This window comes from Burkholderia sp. Se-20378 (assembly GCF_017104665.1).
Lineage (GTDB): Bacteria > Pseudomonadota > Gammaproteobacteria > Burkholderiales > Burkholderiaceae > Burkholderia > Burkholderia lata.
Window position 1 is genome coordinate 1 of record NZ_JAAGPG010000061.1, and the last position, 20,716, is coordinate 20,716.

Below are 20,716 nucleotides of genomic sequence, written 5' to 3' on the forward strand. Positions count from 1 at the left end.
CCCGCGCGGGGCGGCCCGGCGGGCGGCCCGTGGGCGGCGCGCACCACGGCACCGTTGCGGTGCATGCGGGCTACCGATCAGCCGGTTTGGGGCGACCGACTTCCGGGTATAATTACGGCCTTCCTTTCGCCCCACGTCGCCACCTCGCGCGACTCATCGACGTCAGTCCAGCCCATGGCTCACTTCTCGTGTTTTCCCGGCGCTTCGGCCCTCTCCGATTTCCGTCAAACCCGTCTGCTCGACACGCTCAGGCAAATCGACGCCAACATCGTCGCGGTGCGCGGGCAGTTCCTGCACTTCGTCAATGCGGCCGAGCCGCTGTCGGCCGACGACAGCGCGCGCATCGACGCGCTGATGCACTACGGCGCGCCGTTCGAACCGGCGACTGAAAAGGGCACGGCCGAGACCTTCGTCGTGCTGCCGCGCTTCGGCACGGTCTCGCCGTGGGCGAGCAAGGCGACCGACATCGCGCAGCATTGCGGCCTCACGCAGGTGCGCCGCATCGAGCGCGGCGTCGAGTTCACGGTCACGCTGAAGTCGGGCCTGCTCGGCGGCAAGAAGGCGCTGTCGGACGACGCACGCGCGGCCGTCGCAGCCGCGCTGCATGACCGGATGACCGAAAGCGTGGTCGCGGCGCGCGACGACGCGAAGCACCTGTTCGACGAACTGCCGGCCAAGCCGCTCGCGAGCGTCGACGTGCTGGGCGTCGGCCGCGGTGCGCTCGAACGCGCGAACGTCGAGCTGGGCCTCGCGCTCGCCGACGACGAGATCGACTACCTGGTCGACGCGTTCCGCAAGCTCGAACGCAACCCGACCGACGTGGAACTGATGATGTTCGCGCAGGCGAACAGCGAGCACTGCCGCCACAAGATCTTCAACGCGCAGTGGACGATCGACGGCGAAGCGCAGGACATGTCGCTGTTCGCGATGATCCGCAATACCGAAAAGCTGAACCCGCAGGGCACGATCGTCGCGTATTCGGACAACTCGTCGATCATGGTCGGCGCCGAAGCCGAGCGCTGGTTCCCGCGCAACGCGGGCGCGGCCGGCGAGCCGGGCGAGCGCTACGGCCGCCACACCGAGCTCACGCACACGCTGATGAAGGTCGAGACGCACAACCACCCGACGGCGATCTCGCCGTTCCCGGGTGCGGCGACCGGCGCAGGCGGCGAGATCCGCGACGAAGGCGCGACGGGCCGCGGTGCGCGCCCGAAGGCCGGCCTCACGGGCTTCACCGTGTCGAACCTCGATCTGCCCGACGCACGCCAGTCGTGGGAAAACGCGCGCGACGCGGCCCAGCCGGTCGGCGAGCGCAACCCGAACGATGCGCACGGCCCGTACGGCCGCCCGGACCGCATCGCGTCGCCGTTGCAGATCATGATCGACGGCCCGCTCGGCGGCGCCGCGTTCAACAACGAATTCGGTCGTCCGAACCTCGGCGGCTACTTCCGCGTGTACGAGCAGAACGTCGGCGGGAAGGTGCACGGCTATCACAAGCCGATCATGATCGCGGGCGGCCTCGGCAACATCGCCGATCAACATACGCACAAGCACGACGTGCCGGCCGGCTCGCTGCTGATCCAGATCGGCGGCCCCGGCATGCGGATCGGGATGGGCGGCGGCGCCGCGAGCTCGATGGCGACCGGCGCGAACACGGCCGAACTCGACTTCGACTCGGTGCAGCGCGGCAACCCCGAAATCGAGCGTCGCGCACAGGAAGTGATCAACGGCTGCTGGCAGCTCGGCGCGGAAAACCCGATCCTGAGCATCCACGACGTTGGCGCGGGCGGCCTGTCGAACGCGTTCCCCGAGATCGTCGACGGTGCGGGCAAGGGCGCGCGCTTCGAGCTGCGCAAGGTCGCGCTCGAGGAATCGGGCCTGTCGCCGCGCGAAATCTGGTCGAACGAAGCGCAGGAGCGCTACGTGCTGGCGATCGCGCCGGCCGACCTGCCGCGTTTCGAGGCGATCTGCGTGCGTGAGCGCTGCCCGTTCGCGGTGGTTGGTGTCGCGACCGACGAACGTCAGCTGAAGCTCGTCGACGACGAAGCGACGGGCGCCGACGAATACCCGGTCGACATGCCGATGGAAGTGCTGCTCGGCAAGCCGCCGCGCATGCATCGCGACGTCACGCGCGTGACGACCGAGCGCGCGCCGGTCGACGTGACGGGCATCGCGCTGTCGGAAGTCGCGGTCGACGTGCTGAAGCACCCGACGGTCGGCAGCAAGTCGTTCCTGATCACGATCGGCGACCGTTCGGTTGGCGGCACGTCGGTGCGCGACCAGATGGTCGGCCCGTGGCAGGTACCGGTGGCCGACTGCGCGGTCACCGCGCTCGACTATGCGGGCTTCAAGGGTGAGGCGATGACGATGGCCGAGCGCACGCCGCTCGCGGTGATCGACGCGCCGGCATCGGGCCGCATGGCGGTCGGCGAGGCGATCACGAACATCGCGAGCGCGCCGATCGCATCGCTCGACAAGCTGAAGCTGTCGGCGAACTGGATGGCTGCATGCGGCACGGCCGGCGAGGACGCCGCGCTGTTCGACACGGTCAAGGCGATCGGCATGGAGCTGTGCCCGGCACTCGGGATCGGCATCCCGGTTGGCAAGGATTCGCTGTCGATGAAGACGAAGTGGGACGAGCAGGGCGTCGCGAAGGAAGTGGTGTCGCCGGTGTCGCTGATCATCTCCGCATTCGCGCCGGTCGAGGACGTGCGCCGTCACCTGACGCCGCAACTGCGCCGCATCGCCGACGCAGGCGACAGCGTGCTGATCGCGATCGATCTCGGTCGCGGCAAGAACCGGATGGGCGGCAGCATCTTCGCGCAGGTCACGCAGCAGGTCGGCGACACGACGCCGGACGTCGACGACGCAGAAGACCTGAAGCGCTTCTTCAACGCGATCCAGTCGCTCAATGCGCAGGACAAGCTGCTGGCATACCACGACCGCTCGGACGGCGGCCTGTGGGCGACGGTGTGCGAAATGGCGTTCGCGGGCCACGCGGGCGTGTCGCTGAACGTCGACATGCTGACGCTCGACCCGAATCACGAATCCGACTACGGCGACGCGAAGGACTGGGCGAAGCAGACGAGCGGCCGCCGCGACGATCGCACGCTGCGCGCGCTGTTCTCCGAGGAACTCGGCGCCGTCGTGCAGGTGCGTGCGACCGACCGTGACGCGGTGCTCGGCGCACTGCGCGAGTTCGGCCTGTCGGCGTGCTCGCACGTGATCGGCTCGGTCAACGATCGCGACGTGATCGAGGTGTATCGCGACGCGAAGAAGATCTTCGACGCACCGCGCACCGAACTCCATCGCGCATGGGGCGAAGTGAGCTGGCGCATCGCGCGCTTGCGCGACAACCCCGCATGCGCGGATGCCGAATACGACGCGCTGCTCGACGCGGCCGATCCGGGCATCTCGCCGGTGCTGAGCTTCGATCCGGCCGACGACATCGCCGCGCCGTTCATCGCAACGGGCGCACGGCCGCGCGTCGCGATCCTGCGCGAGCAGGGCGTGAACTCGCATCTGGAAACGGCCTACGCGTTCGATCGCGCGGGCTTCGATGCACACGACGTGCACATGAGCGACCTGCTGGCCGGCCGTGCCACGCTCGCCGATTTCGCGGGTGCGGTCGCATGCGGCGGCTTCTCGTACGGCGACGTGCTGGGTGCGGGCGAAGGCTGGGCGAAGACGGTCCGCTTCAACGCGAACCTCGCCGACATGTTCTCGGCGTTCTTCGCGCGTCCCGACACGTTCGCACTCGGCATCTGCAACGGCTGCCAGATGCTGTCGAGCCTCGCGTCGATGATCCCGGGCGCGGAAGCGTGGCCGAAGTTCACGCGCAACAAGTCCGAGCAGTTCGAGGCGCGCTTCTCGTTCGTCGAAGTGGAAAAGTCGCCGTCGATCTTCTTCGCGGGGATGGAAGGCTCGCGGATTCCGGTCGCGGTCGCGCACGGCGAAGGCTACGCGGACTTCTCGCAGCAGGGCGACATCGATCGCGTCGCGGTCGCGATGCGTTACGTCGACCACCGCGGCGAAGCGACCGAGGGCTATCCGTTCAACCCGAACGGCTCGCCGGCCGGCATCACGTCGGTCACGACGGCCGACGGCCGCTTCTCGGTGCTGATGCCGCACATGGAGCGTGTGCATCGTACGGTCGCGATGAGCTGGCACCCGGAAAGCTGGGGTGAAGCGAGCCCGTGGATGCGCGTGTTCCGCAACGCGCGCCGCTGGATCGGTTGATCGGGATGATGTTCGACCCGAACGCGCCGGTCGAGGTCGTCACGCTGCGCGACCAGCGCGCGAGCGAGGCCGACGCGATCGGCCGCGTGATCGTCGCGGCGTTCGCTGGCGAGCCGGAAGGCGGGCAGTTCGAACGGCGGATCGTCGATACGCTGCGTGCGGACGGTGCGTTGAGCGTCTCGCTCGTCGCGGAGCGCGACGGCCGCCTGATCGGTCACGTTGCGTTCTCGCCGGTGTCGATCGGTGGTGAACCGTCGGGTAGCCAGGGCTGGTACGGGCTGGCGCCGCTCGCGGTGCTGCCCGACTGCCAGCGGCAGAGCATCGGTGCGGGGCTGGTGCGCACGGGGCTCGACGCGTTGCGCCGGCTTGGCGCACGCGGCTGCGTGCTGCTCGGGGAACCCGCGTACTACACGCGGTTCGGCTTTGCGCCATCCGGCGACATCGTGTTCCCGGGCGTGCCGCCCGAGTATTTCCTCGCGCTGTCGCTCGACGATTCGGCGCCGCGTCCGTCGGGTGACGTTCGCTATCACGACGTGTTTTATCCCGCGTAACCTGCGCATGCGGAGCGCGTGAATCCGGCACGGAAAGGGCCGCTCTCTGGAGAGCGGCCTTTTTCTTTTGCCGGGCTGCAAGCGCATCGTGACGCGTCCGCAAGCAGTGCACGGGCAATAAAAAAGCCGCTCCGAAGAGCGGCTTTTCGATGCGGCGACGAGCGCCGGCGTTACTGGATCTTTGCCTGCTGGCGCAGACCTTCCTCGAACGCCTGCAGCTTCTGCTGCACGAGCTGCTGCGCGATCTGTGCCTTCACCTGATCGAACGGCGGCGGGGCGATGTCGCGGATGTCGTCGACACGGATGATGTGCCAGCCGAACTGCGTCTTCACCGGCGTATCGGTCATCTGGCCTTTCTGCAGCTTCTGCGCAGCCGCCGCGAATTCCGGCACGTACGCCTTCGGGTCGGACCAGTCGAGATCGCCGCCGTTCTTGCCCGAACCCGGATCCTTCGAGTACTGCTTCGCGAGATCCTCGAACTTCGCGCCGGCCTTGATCTTCGCGATCAGGTCCTTCGCCTGCTGCTCGTTGTCGACGAGGATGTGGTGCAGGTGGTATTCGCGATTGCCGCCGGCGCCCTTGACGAGGTCGTCGTAGCGCGCCTTCACTTCGGCGTCGGTCGGCTGGTTCTTCTTCAGGAAGCTCTCGATCATCGAACGCAGCACGACGGTCTGCTGCGCGACGGCGACTTGCGCCTTCACGTCCGGACGGTTCGGGATGCCTTCACGGATTGCTTCCTGCATCAGGATTTCGCGGTTCACGAGTTCCTGGCGGACGGCCTGCTGCAGTTGCGGGCTGTCGGTCTGGCCTTGCTGGACGAGCTGAGCAACCATCGCGTCGGCGCGCGACTTCGGAATCGGCGTGCCGTTGACGACGGCGATGTTCTGGGCAAATGCCGGTGCCGCTGCAAACGCAGCCGCCGCGACCCACAGGCGGGGGGATTTCAGGATCATCGGGAATTCCTAATGAGACTAGATTGAAGATTCGTTGAATTCTTCGGGCGTGTAAGCCACGATCGCGAGCGCGTGAATACCGCGCTGCATCGCATCAGCGAGCGCATCATACACCAGCCGGTGCCGCGCGACGCGCGGCTTGCCCGCGAAGGCGGCCGACACGATCGTGACCGTGAAGTGGCCGCCGGCGGACGCGCCGGCGTGGCCTGCGTGCTGCGCGCTGTCGTCGCGCACGGTGAGCGACACCGGGGCGAGCGAGGCGGTGAGGCGCGCTTCGATCAGCGCGATGCGTTCGTCAGGCGACGCGTGGAGAAAGGCGTCCGTCATGTCACTCGTCCTTCAGGTATTTCGTGAGCCACAGGCTCTGCAGGATGATGAATACGACCATCGCGCCCGTCGTGCCGAACAGCTTGAAGTTCACCCATTGCGATTCGGTGAAGTTGTGCACCACGTACAGGTTCGCGACGCCGAGCACCGCGAAGAACAGCGCCCAGGCGACGTTCAGCTTGTCCCACACGGGGTGCGGCAGCGTGAGCTGCTTGCCCATCATCTTCTCGATCAGGTTGTTGCCGAACGCATAACGCGCGGCGAGCAGCCCGACCGCAAACAGCCAGTACAGCACAGTCGGTTTCCATTGAATGAATTTCTCGTCATGCAGGACGAGGGTGGCGCCACCGAAAACGACGATCACGCCGAGGCTGACCCACAGCATCGTGTCGACCTTCCGGTGCCGGAAGGCAACCCATGCGACCTGGGCCAGCGTCGCGACGATCGCGACGGCGGTAGCGGTAAAGATGCCCCAGACCTTGAAGGCGGCAAAAAACAGGATGATCGGAAACAGATCGAACAGGAATTTCATGGCGCTCGCAGCTGCGTGAAAGGCCGCTTGCGCGGCCTTTCACCGTTGTAGGGACCCGCCAGGCACCGCCGGAGCGGATCGGGGCGGCGGCGAGGAGTGCCCCGCGGATCCGCCCGGCGCCGCTCATTCGTTTTCGGGTCGGGACTCGAAGTTTAACGCAGCCGAATTGATGCAGTACCGCAAACCGGTCTGGTCGCGCGGGCCGTCCTCGAACACGTGGCCGAGATGCGCGCCGCAGTGGTTGCAGCGCACCTCGACACGCACCATCCCGTGCGAGTAGTCGACCTTTTCGTCGATCACCTCGCCGTTGAGCGGCTTGAAGTAGCTGGGCCAGCCGCAGCCCGAGTGGAATTTGGAGCCGGATTCGAACAGCGGCGTGCTGCAGACGACGCATTTGTAGATGCCGTCGTCTTCGGTGTCGGTGTATTCGCCGGTGAACGCACGCTCGGTTGCCGCATGCTGCGTGACTTCGTACTGCATCGGCGTGAGCCGGCGGCGCAGCTCGGCGTCGTCCTTCTCGTACGGGAAGGTCTTGTCGTCGGAATCGTGGGACATGTGGGGTTCTCCTGATCGGTCGGTCGATACGCGCGGGTTGGGGCTCAGGACGAGCAGCTCACTTCGAGCGACCCGGCCCAGTCGGGCGGCAACGCCGCGTACGCTTCATGCTCCGGTTGTTCGTCGAACGGCCGGCGCAGGATCTGCGCGAGACGCTCGACTTCCGAAAAATCCTTTTCCTTCGCGCGCCGGATCGCGACTTCGGCGAGATGGTTGCGCAACACGTATTTCGGGTTCACGCGGTTCATCGCGGCCGCACGTGCCGCATCGTCGCGCGTTTCCTCGGACAGCCGCGCGCGGTAGAGGTTCGCCCACGCGTCGAACGCGTCGCGGTCGATGAACAGGTCGCGCACGGGCGCGTCGCGGCTCGCGTCGTGCTTCGAGATCTGCGCGAGCCGGCGGAACGTCAGCGTGAAATCCGCGTGGCTCGCATGCATCGTCTCGAGCAGCTTGTTGGCAAGCTCGGCATCGTTCTCGCGCTCGAGCTCGAGGCCGAGCTTCGCGCGCATCGCACGCTCGAGCGCGGGGCCGAAACGTTCAGGGAATTTCGCGAGCACGGCCTGCGCGTCCTCCACTGCACGTTCGGCGCGCGCATCGTCGTCGGCGATGCCGTGCTGCAGACCGATCAGCGGCAGCAGCGCCTGCGCGAGGCAATAGCAGTTCCAGTGCGCGATGCGCGGCTGCATCCGGTATGCGTAGCGGCCGCTCGTATCCGAGTGGTTGCAGATGTGGTTCGCGTCGAACGCATCGACGAAGCCGAACGGGCCGTAGTCGATCGTCACGCCGAGGATCGACATGTTGTCGGTGTTCATCACGCCGTGGCAGAAGCCGACGGCCTGCCACTGCGCGACGAGATCGGCCGTGCGCAGCATCGCGGCTTCGAGCAGCGCGAGGTACGGATCGTCGGCGTGGCGGCAATCCGGATAGAAGCGGTCGATCACGTGATCGGCGAGCTGGCGCAGCAGGTCGGGGCGATCGTTCGAGAAGAAGTGCTCGAAGTGGCCGAAGCGCACGAAGCTCTCGGACACGCGCGTGACGACGGCCGACGTCTCGATCTCCTCGCGCACCACCGGCTGGTCGGAACCGATCACCGTCAGTGCGCGTGTGGTCGGGATGCCGAGGTGATGCATCGCTTCCGAGCACAGGAATTCGCGGATCGACGAGCGCAGCACCGCGCGGCCGTCGCCCATTCGCGAGTACGGCGTGCGGCCGCTGCCTTTCAGCTGCAGCTCGTAGCGGCGGCCGTTCGTGCCGGTGCGCTCGCCGATCGTCAGCGCGCGACCGTCGCCGAGCTGGCCGGCCCACACGCCGAACTGGTGGCCGGAATACACCGATGCATACGGCATCGCGTTCGCAGGCCAGTCGCGCGTCGGGTTGCCGGCAAACAGCTCGGCGAAGCCGGGCTGCGCGGCGATCGACTGCGGCAGGTCGAGCAGTTGCGCGACTTCGTCGGAAAAGCCGACGACGTACGGCGCCGCAAGCGGCGCGGCCGGCAGCCGCGTATGAAACGCGTCGCCGAGCGTGACGAACGCGCCAACGGCGGGCTCGCCGAGCGTGGCGGCGAGGTCGGGGAGGGTGTCAGCCGCATCGGCTGCGCTTCGGGAAAACGACATGTTGAGCGCCTCTGGGTAAGCCGATATTGTAAGGCGGCGCCGCGCCGCCCGCATGGTGGCCCGCGCACCGTGCGCCACGCCCGTCCGGGGCCGCTGACGGGCGCGCCGCAGAGGCACCGATTCGCATCCTCACGGAGAACAAGACGATGGGTAAGCCGTTGCTGGGCCAGATGATGGACATGCCGTTGCTGGTGTCCTCGCTGATTTCTCATGCCGCGCGGCACGCCGGCGATACGGAGATCGTGTCGAAGCGCGTGGAAGGCGATCTGCATCGCTACACGTACCGCGATTGCGAACGCCGCGCGAAGCAGCTGGCGCAGGCGCTTACGCGGCTCGGCGTCGAATCCGGCGATCGCGTCGGCACGCTGGCGTGGAACGGTTACCGGCATCTGGAAGCGTATTACGGGATCGGCGGGATGGGGGCCGTGTGCCACACGATCAACCCGCGCCTGTTCCCCGAGCAGATCGCGTACATCGTCAATCACGCGGAAGACCGCTACGTCTTCTTCGACATCAATTTCGCACCGCTCGTCGCGGCCATCGCGCCGCAATGTCCGCACGTGAAGGGCTGGGTCGCGATGACGGACGCCGCGCACCTGCCGTCCGGCACGACGCCGTTCCTCTGCTATGAAACGCTAGTCGAAGCGGAGGACGGCCGCTACGACTGGCCGCGCCTCGACGAGCAGCAGGCGTCGGGGCTCTGCTACACGTCGGGCACGACCGGCAACCCGAAGGGCGTGCTGTATTCGCACCGCTCGACCGTGCTGCACGCGTACGGCGCCGCGTTGCCCGACGCGATGAACCTGTCCGCGATGGACGCCGTGCTGCCCGTCGTGCCGATGTTCCACGTCAACGCGTGGGGGCTGCCGTACGCGGTACCGCTCACGGGCGGCAAGCTCGTGCTGCCCGGCAAGGATCTCGACGGGAAATCGCTGTACGAGCTGATGGAAGCCGAGCGCGTGACGTTCTCGGCGGGCGTGCCGACCGTGTGGCTCGGCCTGCTCAACTACATGCGCGAAGCCGGCGTGCGCTTCTCGACGCTGAACCGCACGGTGATCGGCGGCTCCGCGTGCCCGCCCGCGATGCTGCGCACCTTCGAGGACGAATACGGCGTGCGCGTGATCCACGCATGGGGGATGACCGAGCTGTCGCCGCTCGGCACGCTCGCGAAGCTCAACTGGGCGCAGTCGCAGCGGCCGCTCGACGCGCAGCGCAAGCTGCTCGAGAAGCAGGGGCGCGTGATCTGCGGCGTCGACATGCGCATCGTCGGCGAGGACGGCCACGAGCTGCCGTGGGACGGCGTCGCGTTCGGCGAACTGCAGGTGCGCGGCCCGTGGGTGATCGACCACTATTTTCGCGGCGAGTCGTCGCCGCTGTCGGACGGCTGGTTCCCGACCGGCGACGTCGCGACGATCGACCCCGACGGCTTCCTGCAGATCACCGACCGCAGCAAGGACGTGATCAAGTCGGGCGGCGAGTGGATCAGCTCGATCGACATCGAGAACGTCGCGATTGCGCACCCGGGCGTGGCCGAGGCCGCCTGCATCGCCTGTGCGCACCCGAAATGGACCGAGCGACCGCTGCTCGTCGTCGTGCCTCGCGAAGGGGCGAACCTGAACCGCGACGCGCTGCTCGCGTTCTACGAAGGCAAGGTCGCGAAATGGTGGATTCCCGACGACGTCGTATTCGTCGAATCGCTGCCGCACACCGCGACCGGCAAGCTGCAGAAGCTGAAGCTGCGCGAGACGTTCCGCGATTACGTGTTGCCGACGGCGGTCTGCGAGCCGTAACGCCGGGCCCGGGCCGGAAGCGGTTCGTGAAGCGGTCGCCCGATCCGTCCCCGGATCGGGAAAAAAATTCAAATTGAACGACCGTGCTTTTTCGTTGTATGCTGCCTCCGTTCATCCGGACATGCGGCTGTTCGACCGCGCACAATGAAGCGCAGCCACCCCGGCGCGCGATGCATGGAGGCAGGCAGATGGCAGTGGATTACTCGACTCGCGACGGCGTGGCCGTCCTTACACTCAACAATCCGCCCGTCAACGGGCTCGGCCTGTCGACCCGTCAGGGCGTCATGGACGCGCTCGATCGCGCCGCGCAGGACCCGTCGGTCACGGCCATCGTGCTGACCGGCGCGGGACGCGCATTCTCGGGCGGCGCGGACATCACCGAATTTAATACGCCGAAGGCGTTGCAGGAGCCGACGCTGCACACCGTGATTCACGCGGTGGAGGCGAGCGCGAAGCCCGTCGTCGCGGCGCTGCACAGCGTCGTGATGGGCGGCGGCCTCGAGCTCGCGCTCGGCGCGCACTACCGCGTCGCGGCACCGGGCGCGCAGGTCGCGCTGCCCGAAGTGAAGCTCGGCCTGCTGCCGGGCGCGGGCGGCACGCAGCGCCTGCCGCGTGCAGTAGGGCTCGAAACCGCGCTGAACATGATCGTGTCGGGCGCGCCCGTGCCGTCGGAGCAGCTCGCGAAGAGCGGGCTGTTCGACGAAATGGCCGACGGCGACCTGCTCGACGCGGCCGTCGCGTTCGCCCGCAAGGTCGGTGCGCAGAAGGGGCCGCATCCGCGCGTGCGTGATCGCAATATCGTCCACCCGAACGCCGCGGGCTTCATCCAGTTCGCGCGCAATTCGGCCCGGGCCGCCGCACCGAACTTCCCTGCGCCGCACAAGTGCATCGATGCGATCGAGGCCGGCGTGCTGCACGGCTTCGACAAGGGCAGCGTTGCCGAGCGCGAGGGTTTCGTCGCGTTGATGATGACGCCGGAAAGCCGCGCGCTGCGGCATGCATTCTTCGGCGAGCGCGCGGCGAGCAAGATCCCCGACGTGCCGGCCGATACGCCGTTGCGCGAGATTCGCCGCGTCGGCGTGATCGGCGCGGGCACGATGGGCGGCGGGATCGCGATGAATTTCATCAATGCGGGCCTGCCGGTGACGTTGCTCGAGACGAAACAGGACGCGCTCGAGCGCGGCGTCGCGACGATCCGCAAGAACTACGACGCGCAGGTGAAGAAGGGCAAGCTCACGCAGGAGAAGCTCGACGCGCGCATGGCGCTGATCACGCCGACGCTGTCCTACGACGACCTGAAAGATGCCGACCTGATCGTCGAGGCCGTGTTCGAGGAACTCGGCGTGAAGGAGCAGGTGTTCAAGAAGCTCGACGAAGTTGCGAAGGCGGGCGCGATCCTCGCGTCGAACACGTCGACGCTCGACGTCGACAAGATCGCGGCGTTCACGAAGCGCCCGCAGGACGTCGTCGGCATGCACTTCTTCAGCCCGGCGAACGTGATGAAGCTGCTCGAGGTCGTGCGCGGCGCGCAGACCGCGAAGGACGTGCTGGCCACCGTGATGGCCGTCGCGAAGAAGATCCGCAAGACGGCGGTCGTGTCGGGCGTGTGCGACGGCTTCATCGGCAACCGGATGATCGAGCAGTACATCCGCCAGGCGCTGTTCATGCTCGAGGAAGGCGCGCTGCCCGCGCAGGTCGACCGTGCGATCGAGAAATTCGGTTTCGCGATGGGCCCGTTCCGGATGAGCGACCTCGCCGGCAACGACATCGGCTGGGCGATCCGCAAGCGCCGCTACATCGAGCAGCCCGATCTCCAGTACTCGAAGATCGCCGACCGTCTGTGCGAGCAGGGCCGCTTCGGCCAGAAGACGGGTGCCGGCTGGTACGACTACGTGCCGGGCGATCGCAAGGCGAAGCCGTCGTCGCTCGTCGACGAGTTGGTCGTCGCGTATTCGAAGGAGCGCGGCGTCGAGCGGCGCAAGATCGGTGACGACGAGATCGTCGAGCGGCTCGTGTTCGCGCTCGTCAACGAAGGCGCGAAGATTCTCGAAGAGAAGATCGCGTCGAAGGCGTCCGACATCGACATGGTCTACCTGACCGGCTATGGCTTCCCGCTGTGGCGCGGTGGCCCGATGCTGTACGCGGACGTGGTCGGCCTCTACAACGTCGAGCGCGCGATTCGCCGCTACGCGGCTGCACCGAACGGCGACGCATGGCACCTCGCGCCGTCGATCGCGGAGCTCGCGAAGGCCGGCCGCGGGTTCAACGGCTGACGCGCTGGATCGCGGCGCGACGCACACCCGGAGAAACGCAATGAAACGCACCGACGACGTACTGCTCGTGATCGACGTGCAATACGACTTCATGCCGGGCGGCGCGCTCGCGGTGCCCGACGGCGACGCGGTCGTGCCGGTGATCAACGCGCTGGCGCAACGCTTCGACCAGGTCGTGCTGACGCAGGACTGGCACCCGCGCGAGCACGTGTCGTTCGCGGCGAACCATCCGGGCCGCGAACCGTTCTCCACGCTCGCGCTGCCGTACGGCGAGCAGGTGCTGTGGCCCATGCACTGCGTGCAGGACACCGACGGCGCGGCGTTGCATCGCGACCTCGACCTCCCGCATGCGCGGCTCGTGATCCGCAAGGGCGGCGACGCGCAGGTCGACAGCTATTCCGCGTTCGTCGAAGCCGACCGCACGACGCGCACCGGGCTCGCGGGCTATCTGCGCGAGCTCGGCGCGAAGCGTGTGTGGTGCTGCGGGCTCGCGACCGACTACTGCGTTGCGTGGTCGGCGCTCGATGCGCGCGCGGCCGGTTTCGAAGCCGCAGTGATCAACGATGCGTGCCGCGCGATCGACCTGAACGGGTCGCTCGCCCACGCATGGCAACAGATGCAGGCAGCGGGCGTCGCGCATGTGACGTCCGCGGGCGCGCGCCCGGCGGCGTAGCGCAATTCCCCATCCGATTCAGGACATGATGCAGGACCGAAGGAGACTCGCATGACCGAAGCCGTAATCGTATCGACCGCCCGCACGCCGCTGGCGAAATCCTGGCGCGGTGCTTTCAACATGACGCATGGCGCGACGCTCGGCGGCCACGTGGTCGCGGCCGCGCTCGAACGCGCGAAGCTCGACCCCGCACGCGTCGAGGACGTGATCATGGGGTGCGCGAACCCCGAAGGCGCAACCGGCGCGAACATCGCGCGGCAGATCGCACTGCGCGCGGGGCTGCCCGTGACGGTGCCGGGGATGACCGTGAACCGTTTCTGCTCGTCCGGGCTGCAGACCATCGCGCTGGCCGCGCAGCGGATCATCGCGGGCGAAGGCGAAGTGTATGTGGCGGGCGGCGTCGAATCGATCTCGTGCGTGCAGAACGAGATGAACCACCACATGATCCAGGAAGGCTGGCTCGTCCAGCACAAGCCCGAGATCTACTGGAACATGCTGCAGACGGCCGAGAACGTCGCGAAGCGCTACGGCATCTCGAAGGAGCGGCAGGACGAGTACGGCGTGCAGTCGCAACTTCGGGCGGCAGCCGCGCAGGAAGCCGGGCGCTTTCGCGACGAGATCGTGCCGATCACCGTGCTCGCGGGCATCGCCGACAAGGCGACGGGCCGCCTGTTCACGAAGGAAGTGACGGTATCGGCCGACGAAGGGATCCGTCCCGACACGACGCTGGAAGGCGTGTCGAAGATCCGGTCGGCCATGCCGGGTGGCGTGATCACCGCCGGCAACGCGAGCCAGTTCTCGGACGGCGCGTCGGCCTGCGTCGTGATGAGCGCCGACGCCGCACAGCGCGAAGGGCTGCAGCCGCTCGGCGTGTTCCGCGGTTTCGCGGTGGCCGGGTGCGAGCCGGACGAGATGGGCATCGGCCCCGTGTTCGCGGTGCCCAAGCTGCTGAAGCAGGCGGGGTTGAAGGTCGACGATATCGGCCTGTGGGAATTGAACGAAGCGTTCGCGGTGCAGGTGCTGTACTGCCGCGACACGCTCGGGATTCCTGAGGATCGACTGAACGTGAACGGCGGCGCAATCGCGGTCGGCCATCCGTACGGCGTATCGGGCGCACGCCTGACGGGCCATGCGCTGATCGAAGGCAAGCGGCGCGGCGTGAAGTACGTGGTCGTCACGATGTGCATCGGCGGCGGGCAGGGCGCAGCTGGCCTGTTCGAAATCCTCTGATCTTTGGCAAGATGCGGCCGCGGCTTCGCTTCGGCGAGGCAGGCGGCCGCGACGCGAATCGGTGCGACTGAACCACCATTCGAAACAATCGGGAAGCAAAAGGCATGCACCCGGCAATGCCGTTTCCCCTTACTTGTCAAACGAATTGCCCCACCTATACTTGCTCTGACATTTGCCTTTCGGCACGATGGGCCGGATTGTGCGTTGCGCGATCCGTGCCGCGAAGGTTCGAACCAACGCAGCAGACCGACCGGGGACCGAATGAGTACGACCTATGCAGCCGGGGAACCGCCGCGCGTCGTCAGCGCGGCCGCGAGGCTCTACGCGAAATGCCTGCTGATCGGATTCGCGTTGCTGCCTGCCTATCTGATCGCCTATCTGTGGTTCTTCAGCGACCCGCACGTCGTGTTCGAGAGCCACGCGTTCCATGAAATCGCAATCGCCGCCGCGACCCTCGAAGGCGCATTCGTCACCTACGTGACGTGGGTGTGCTACCGGTCGTCCGGCGAGCCGCTGCTGCGCTGGCTGACACTTGGCTTTCTCGGCTTCGCGATGATCTACGCGCTGCACGGTGCGTTCACCGGAATGGCGCATCACAACATCTGGCTGTTCCTGCTGTACGGGCCTGCGTCGCGGCTCGTGATGTCGATCCTGCTGCTCACGGGCCTGCTGTCGTATTCGCGCCCGCCCGATCGGATCGAGAAGCGTACCAGCGTGCGCACGTGGCTGCCGTGGATCGTGTTTTTCCTGATCGTCAACGTGGTCGTGGCGTACATCGCGTATTCGCCGGTCGCGGGCGCGCTGGGCACGCGGCTGTCGATGGAGGGCGGCGCGCTCGTGTTCTCGCTGCTGAACGTCGCCGTGCTGCTCGCGCGGCGGATCCGCTCGCCGCTGATGGTGATCTACGGCGTGTCGATCATGGCGTTCGCGCTGTCGTCGCTCGCGTTCATCCTCGGCAAGCCGTGGAATCACATGTGGTGGCTTGCGCACGCGATTTTCGCGGGCGGCTTCTTCCTGCTCAGCTACGGTGTCGTGCAGGCGCTGCAGACGACGCGCTCGTTCTCCGCGATCTACAGCCAGGAAGACCTGATGAGCCGGCTGTCGGAATCGATGGCGCGCACCGAGAGCGCATTGCAGGAACTGCGCCGCACGAACCAGAAGCTCGAATACATGGCCGCGACCGATCCGATGACGGGCGCGTCGAACCGCCGGCAGTTCATCGCACAGGTCGAGCGGGAGATGGTGCGGGCCGAGCGTGACGGCACGCCGTTCTGCCTGCTCGCGCTCGATCTCGACAATTTCAAGAACATCAACGATGCATACGGGCACCAGATTGGCGACGAGGTGCTGCGCGGTGTCGTGCGCCAGTGCCTCGATGCGATCCGGCCGGCCGGCGGGCTGGCGCGGGTCGGCGGCGAGGAGTTCATGGCGCTGCTGCCGGAGATGCCGCTCGAAGGCGCGCGAATGACGGCCGAGCGCGTGCGCTCGTCGATCGCGAGTTCACCGTTCGGACTCGATTTCAAGCGCGTGCAGGTGACGGTCAGCGTCGGCGTTGCGCAATACGGGGCCGACGGCAGCACGGTGGATGCGTTGCTGCGCGTGGTCGATGAACGCTTGTACCAGGCGAAGCGGGAAGGGCGGAACCGGGTTGTGTCGCGGTGATCCAGGTTTGCGCGGCACGCGGGCAACGGTGATCGAACGCGGGACATTCGGCAACTCGGGCGTACAGAGGCGGTGTCGAGCGCCTCGATCCCTAATGAAGCCCCGGAGGCGGTAACGCTCCCGGGGCTTTTGCATGCCCGGTCAGCACGCGACTGGCGATGCGTTACCGCGACGCCAGGGCCGCCGCGCTCTGCTTCGGCTGCGTGTCCTGCATCCGCTGCGACGCCTGCCACCAGTACTTGCCCGCGCGCTGCTGCGGATCGCGGATCGCGAGATACGTCGTACTCCAGAGCTGCGCCGCGTTCGCCTCGGTGGCGTCCGCGCTGCGCGTGCCGAATGCATCGGTCTGGTACTTGCCGTTCACGTAGGACCACGTCCACATCTCCGACGTGCGCATGTCGCGTCCGTTCGAGATCACCTGCCAGATCGTCTGCCGCGCCTGCGTGAGCAGCGTGCGTGTCGCGGCCGACAGATCCTGGCGCGCGAGCTGGCGATCGAGCCCGGCTACCCACATCGCCTGCTGCCACGACCAGATCACCGTGCCGTGATACGCGGAACTGGTGAACTTCGGCCACAGCGCCTGGCTTGCATACGCGGGATTCGCGATCAGCATGCCGGCATCGGTCACGAGCCCGGTCGGGAACGGCCGCGTGACGTCGGCGACGATCCGCTGAAGTTCGTCGTCCGGCGGCGTGCCGAACAGCAGCGCGAAGCCGCCGTCCGAATTCATCACCGGAATCGGATTGCCCTGCTGATCGAGCGACAGCGCGTAGAACGCCAGCGGTGCGCCCGGCGCGGCGCCGGCCGGCACGCCGGCGGAAGGCGCATAGGCCGACACGTCGGTGGCTGCCTGAGCGGCCGGCACGCTGACCTGGAACAGCGGCGGTGCCTGCGTTTCCCACGTGGCCGCCTGGTTTGCCGTGTTGGCGAGCGTCGCGCGCTGTCCGGCATCCAGATACGGATCGAGCAGGCCGCGCGTGAGGAATGCGTTCGCCGCGCGCAACGCGGCCGGCACGAGCACCGCATTCACGTCGTACGGGTACACGCCGCCGCCGAGCCCGTCGGTGCTGTCGCGCCAGTTGCCGACGATCTCGTCGGGCCGCAGGTGGATCAGGTTCGCGACCGACGGCTGCTGCGCGAACGGCTGTGCGGTCGTCGCGACGTGCAGCAGGTTGACGACCAGGCGGCTGCCATTGGTCTGCCCGTCGCTGCCGCGCTGTGCGAGATACGCGGCCGCGCGGGCCTGGCCGCGCGTATCGTCGATCAGCCACGCGGCCGCGATCGGCGCGAGCAGGTAGTCGCTGTCGATCATCTTGTAGTCGTAGGTCGGCGTCGGGTCGTTCGGCCGTCCGTTCTTCTGGTTGTCGACGAGGGCGAATTCGCCGATCCCTTCCTCGTGCGCGACCTTGCCGTCGGTCGACAGCCGGCTCAGCACCGACGACAGGCCGGACTCGATCGCCGCGGGTTCGAGCACGGGCATCAGCATGCGCACCGAGATCAGCGTGTCGCGGCCGAAGTAGGTGTCGTACTGCCACGAGCCGGCCAGCAGCTTGTCGTGGAAGCTCAGGAACTCGAGCACGTTCTGGCTCACCGGGTCGGGGTTCACGGACGATGCGAGCAGGTCAGTGCGCGTGATCGGCGACAACGGCGTCTCGCCGGACAGCGCATCGACATGCAGCCGCAGCGTGCGCGAACCCGCCGGTGCGCTTAGGACGAGCTTGCCGCCCGCCGCCGGTGTAATGCTGCCGCCGTCGCGCAGCGTGATGCGCAGTGAATAGCCGGGCGCGCCGTCGATCCGGTCGCGTTGCCATTGCACGGCGCTGCCCTGGACCGTCGGCGCGGTGAGGATCTGCTGCGGAATCGTTGCGCCGCCGTTGAAGTCGCGCAGGAAGCGCACGTTGCTGAGCACGCCCTGGCGGATCGTCAGCGTGTTGGTGTCGACCGACACGTCGGCGCCGATGCCGTACAGCGGACGGCCGTGCGTATCGGGTGCCGATAGCGCGGACGGTGATGTGTCGAGGCTCCAGTTCACCGGTTGCGCGGTGTCGTCGAACCACAGCCCGGTGCCACTGTTGCCGGCGGGGAAGACCACCAGCAGGCGCGGCTTCGTCGACGAGCGCACCAGCAGGTGTGCGGCGACCTTGTCTTGTCGGTAGAACGCGTTGATCTGGCCGCCGGTGTCCATGCGGAAAGACAGCGCAGCGTTGTTCGACGGCGGGCTGCTCGATTTGACATCGTCGTCGTTGCAGGCCGCGAGCAGGCCGGCGCAGATGAATCCGAGACACAGCGACTTCGCAAGGCGATGCATGTTGATGTCCCTCCTGATAACTGGCGATTTTTATGAGAATTATCGAATGAGCGGCTGATCGTCTTGCTTCGTCCGGTATTGCGAAATTCCTGGAAATTATGGAATTAAGCCGGGCGCGATTCGGGAGCGAATTGAATGGGAAATAACCGGTTGGCGGTTATTGCCGGAATTGAAAAAAAAGGAGGTGCTGCCCCGGCTGGGCATGAAAGACTTCTCTGCTGACGTCCCGGCATAGTGCCGGTGATGGTGCGCACGCGGCGTGAGAAACAAAACGTAAGCAACCGTAGGCGATTCTAAAGTTCGGATAAAGTCGAAGTCAATAATGATTTTTTTGTTTTCGAATAATGTTCTGAAATGAGGCCGCAATTATTGCTTGTCGGGTCGGTAAAATATGCTAATTCGTGATGGGGTGGAGGTGCGGTAATTATCGTGTTTGGTGAAATAAATTGGCAATCTATGTCCGTATTGGCGATTGATTCCGAACCGGGATTGAATCGTGACGGTTCGCCTGTCGCCGTGTCTCGCGCGGCGCAAGCGGGAGGCGCGGAATGCGGTGGATTCGGCAGTACGGAACGGCGAGCAACCGGCGTTCCTGCGGCCGGACTGGCGGGTGATCCCGGGAACCGGACTCCATGGATCGGGCCAACGGTGTCGGCAAGTTTGGTAGGCTTGGGGCTCGCCACCGTTTATCGAATTGGCGCAGTCGGTCACTGATGCGATTCGATACCTGTCTTTTGCGGGACTGACGATTTTGCGACAGAGCGACGCTTCATCGATGGTCGATGATGGTTGGCGTCGCCTTCACTCCGGAGAATGCGCCGTGCTGCACGTGTCCGACGATTCAGTGGTCGTATTGGTTGATTTTCAGACGCGGCTGATGCCGGTGATTCACGAGGGGGCATCCGTCGTCACGCAGGCTGTCCGACTTGCCCGTATTGCGCAGATACTCGGGGTGCCGGTGATGGGTACCGAGCAGAGCCCCGTCCAGCTGGGCCGGAACGTGCCGGAAATCAAGGAGCTGTGCTCGCACACCGTCGTCAAGGACCATTTCGACGCGTGCGCGGAGGGCCTGGTCGATGCATTGCCGGCCGGGCGCAATAGCGTCATCGTCGCCGGTTGCGAGGCGCACGTGTGCGTGTTGCAAACGGCGTTCGGGTTGTTGCACAGCGGCCGCAAAGTCACCGTGGTCAGCGATGCAGTGGGGTCGCGCAGGACGATCGACCGCGACGCTGGGATCGCTCGGCTCCGGGCGGCGGGGGCGCAAATCGCGACGGTCGAGATGATCGCGTTCGAATGGCTGGGCTCCAGCCGGCATCCGCGTTTTCGCGATGTGCTGCGCCTGATCAAGTGAGTTGCGGTGCCGGTGCGCTGACAGGAACAGCGTTCCTGGAGCCGGATGCGTGAATCTCGGGATGCCGGTTATTGGAGCCGGCAGGTTGGGGAGGCTGGCTGCCGGCTGTCGCAGGCGGGATGGTCGTGTCGGCGGGCATGCGTTCGTGACCAAGACCAGGGCGATCCAGTCGTCAAAGGGGAAGGCTCGTCGAGCGCTTGATCTCCTTGAGTGAAAAGCCGGTGTACATCTCCTTGATGTTGCCGAGGGTGCGGATACGGTGCATCGCAAGTTGGTGAAAGGACTCCATGTCCCGGACGACCACTTGTAGCAGATAGTCGTACTTGCCTGACACGTTGTGGCAGGCCACCACGTTGGGAAGGGCCATCACGCCCGCTTCGAACGTACGCATTGCCTTCTCGGAGTGACTGTCGAGCATGATGTTGATGAAGGCAAACAGTCCCAACCCGAGTTCCTGCTGATTCAGCGTCGCGTGATAGCCCTGGATCACCCGCGTCTCCAGCCGCTTGAGCCGCTTCCAGCAGGCGGGCGCCGATAGTCCAACCCGCTCCGCGATTTCCGCGTTTGCGAGCCGCCCGTCGGCCTGCAGCAATTCCAGAATCTTCCTGTCGGTGTCGTCCAGATCCGTCATCTCGTTTTCCCCTCTGTCGCCGTGTGCA

General features: G+C 66.4%; 15 protein-coding genes. 8 read left to right on the forward strand and 7 right to left on the reverse strand.

What is annotated here, in order from left to right:
- Window positions 1–174 precede the first annotated feature (174 nt).
- Window positions 175–4,239, forward strand: coding sequence for a phosphoribosylformylglycinamidine synthase (purL, locus tag G3N93_RS10095; RefSeq protein WP_206132937.1), 4,065 nt, complete (start codon window positions 175–177; stop codon window positions 4,237–4,239).
- Between the two features lie 5 nt (window positions 4,240–4,244).
- Window positions 4,245–4,790, forward strand: a complete 546-nt coding sequence (locus G3N93_RS10100; RefSeq protein ID WP_174941374.1) for a GNAT family N-acetyltransferase — start codon at window positions 4,245–4,247, stop codon at window positions 4,788–4,790.
- A gap of 170 nt (window positions 4,791–4,960) precedes the next feature.
- Here the strand turns inward: G3N93_RS10100 and G3N93_RS10105 are convergent, their stop codons facing one another.
- From G3N93_RS10105 to G3N93_RS10125, 5 genes are all read right to left on the reverse strand, one after another.
- On the reverse strand, window positions 4,961–5,743 hold the full coding sequence (locus G3N93_RS10105) for a peptidylprolyl isomerase (protein ID WP_069256899.1): 783 nt from the start codon (window positions 5,741–5,743) through the stop codon (window positions 4,961–4,963).
- Between the two features lie 18 nt (window positions 5,744–5,761).
- Window positions 5,762–6,070 (reverse strand): BolA family transcriptional regulator, encoded by a 309-nt coding sequence (locus G3N93_RS10110; RefSeq protein ID WP_174941195.1) that lies wholly within the window; start codon window positions 6,068–6,070, stop codon window positions 5,762–5,764.
- Between the two features lies 1 nt (window position 6,071).
- Window positions 6,072–6,602, reverse strand: a complete 531-nt coding sequence (locus G3N93_RS10115) for a septation protein A (protein ID WP_069745154.1) — start codon at window positions 6,600–6,602, stop codon at window positions 6,072–6,074.
- Window positions 6,603–6,725: 123 nt separating this feature from the next.
- A complete protein-coding gene (msrB, locus tag G3N93_RS10120; RefSeq protein ID WP_011352349.1) occupies window positions 6,726–7,157 on the reverse strand; it encodes a peptide-methionine (R)-S-oxide reductase MsrB in 432 nt (143 codons plus the stop codon).
- A 44-nt stretch (window positions 7,158–7,201) separates the two neighbouring features.
- Complete coding sequence (locus G3N93_RS10125; RefSeq protein WP_206132938.1) at window positions 7,202–8,770, reverse strand: YdiU family protein; 1,569 nt, start codon at window positions 8,768–8,770, stop codon at window positions 7,202–7,204.
- Between the two features lie 146 nt (window positions 8,771–8,916).
- On the opposite strand from G3N93_RS10125, the gene G3N93_RS10130 reads away from it, so the two are divergent.
- From G3N93_RS10130 to G3N93_RS10150, 5 genes are all read left to right on the forward strand, one after another.
- Window positions 8,917–10,560: a 3-(methylthio)propionyl-CoA ligase gene (locus tag G3N93_RS10130; protein WP_206132939.1), complete on the forward strand. Its 1,644-nt coding sequence runs from the start codon at window positions 8,917–8,919 to the stop codon at window positions 10,558–10,560.
- 188 nt (window positions 10,561–10,748) lie between these two features.
- The gene (locus G3N93_RS10135; protein WP_206132940.1) at window positions 10,749–12,833 is read left to right on the forward strand and encodes a 3-hydroxyacyl-CoA dehydrogenase NAD-binding domain-containing protein; all 2,085 of its coding nucleotides are present in this window, start codon (window positions 10,749–10,751) and stop codon (window positions 12,831–12,833) included.
- A 40-nt stretch (window positions 12,834–12,873) separates the two neighbouring features.
- Window positions 12,874–13,506, forward strand: coding sequence for a bifunctional nicotinamidase/pyrazinamidase (pncA, locus tag G3N93_RS10140; protein WP_206132941.1), 633 nt, complete (start codon window positions 12,874–12,876; stop codon window positions 13,504–13,506).
- A 51-nt stretch (window positions 13,507–13,557) separates the two neighbouring features.
- Window positions 13,558–14,736, forward strand: a complete 1,179-nt coding sequence (locus tag G3N93_RS10145; protein ID WP_174941595.1) for an acetyl-CoA C-acyltransferase — start codon at window positions 13,558–13,560, stop codon at window positions 14,734–14,736.
- A gap of 261 nt (window positions 14,737–14,997) precedes the next feature.
- Window positions 14,998–16,398 carry a sensor domain-containing diguanylate cyclase gene (locus G3N93_RS10150; protein ID WP_174941185.1) on the forward strand — a complete coding sequence of 467 codons (1,401 nt, stop codon included), beginning with the start codon at window positions 14,998–15,000 and terminating at the stop codon, window positions 16,396–16,398.
- Between the two features lie 163 nt (window positions 16,399–16,561).
- Here the strand turns inward: G3N93_RS10150 and G3N93_RS10155 are convergent, their stop codons facing one another.
- Window positions 16,562–18,706 (reverse strand): hypothetical protein, encoded by a 2,145-nt coding sequence (locus G3N93_RS10155; protein WP_206132942.1) that lies wholly within the window; start codon window positions 18,704–18,706, stop codon window positions 16,562–16,564.
- A gap of 820 nt (window positions 18,707–19,526) precedes the next feature.
- Here G3N93_RS10155 and G3N93_RS10160 point away from each other — a divergent pair.
- Complete coding sequence (locus G3N93_RS10160; RefSeq protein WP_206132943.1) at window positions 19,527–20,057, forward strand: isochorismatase family protein; 531 nt, start codon at window positions 19,527–19,529, stop codon at window positions 20,055–20,057.
- A gap of 172 nt (window positions 20,058–20,229) precedes the next feature.
- On the opposite strand, the gene G3N93_RS10165 is transcribed toward G3N93_RS10160, so the two are convergent.
- Window positions 20,230–20,688, reverse strand: coding sequence for an Lrp/AsnC family transcriptional regulator (locus G3N93_RS10165; protein ID WP_043188112.1), 459 nt, complete (start codon window positions 20,686–20,688; stop codon window positions 20,230–20,232).
- Window positions 20,689–20,716 lie beyond the last annotated feature (28 nt).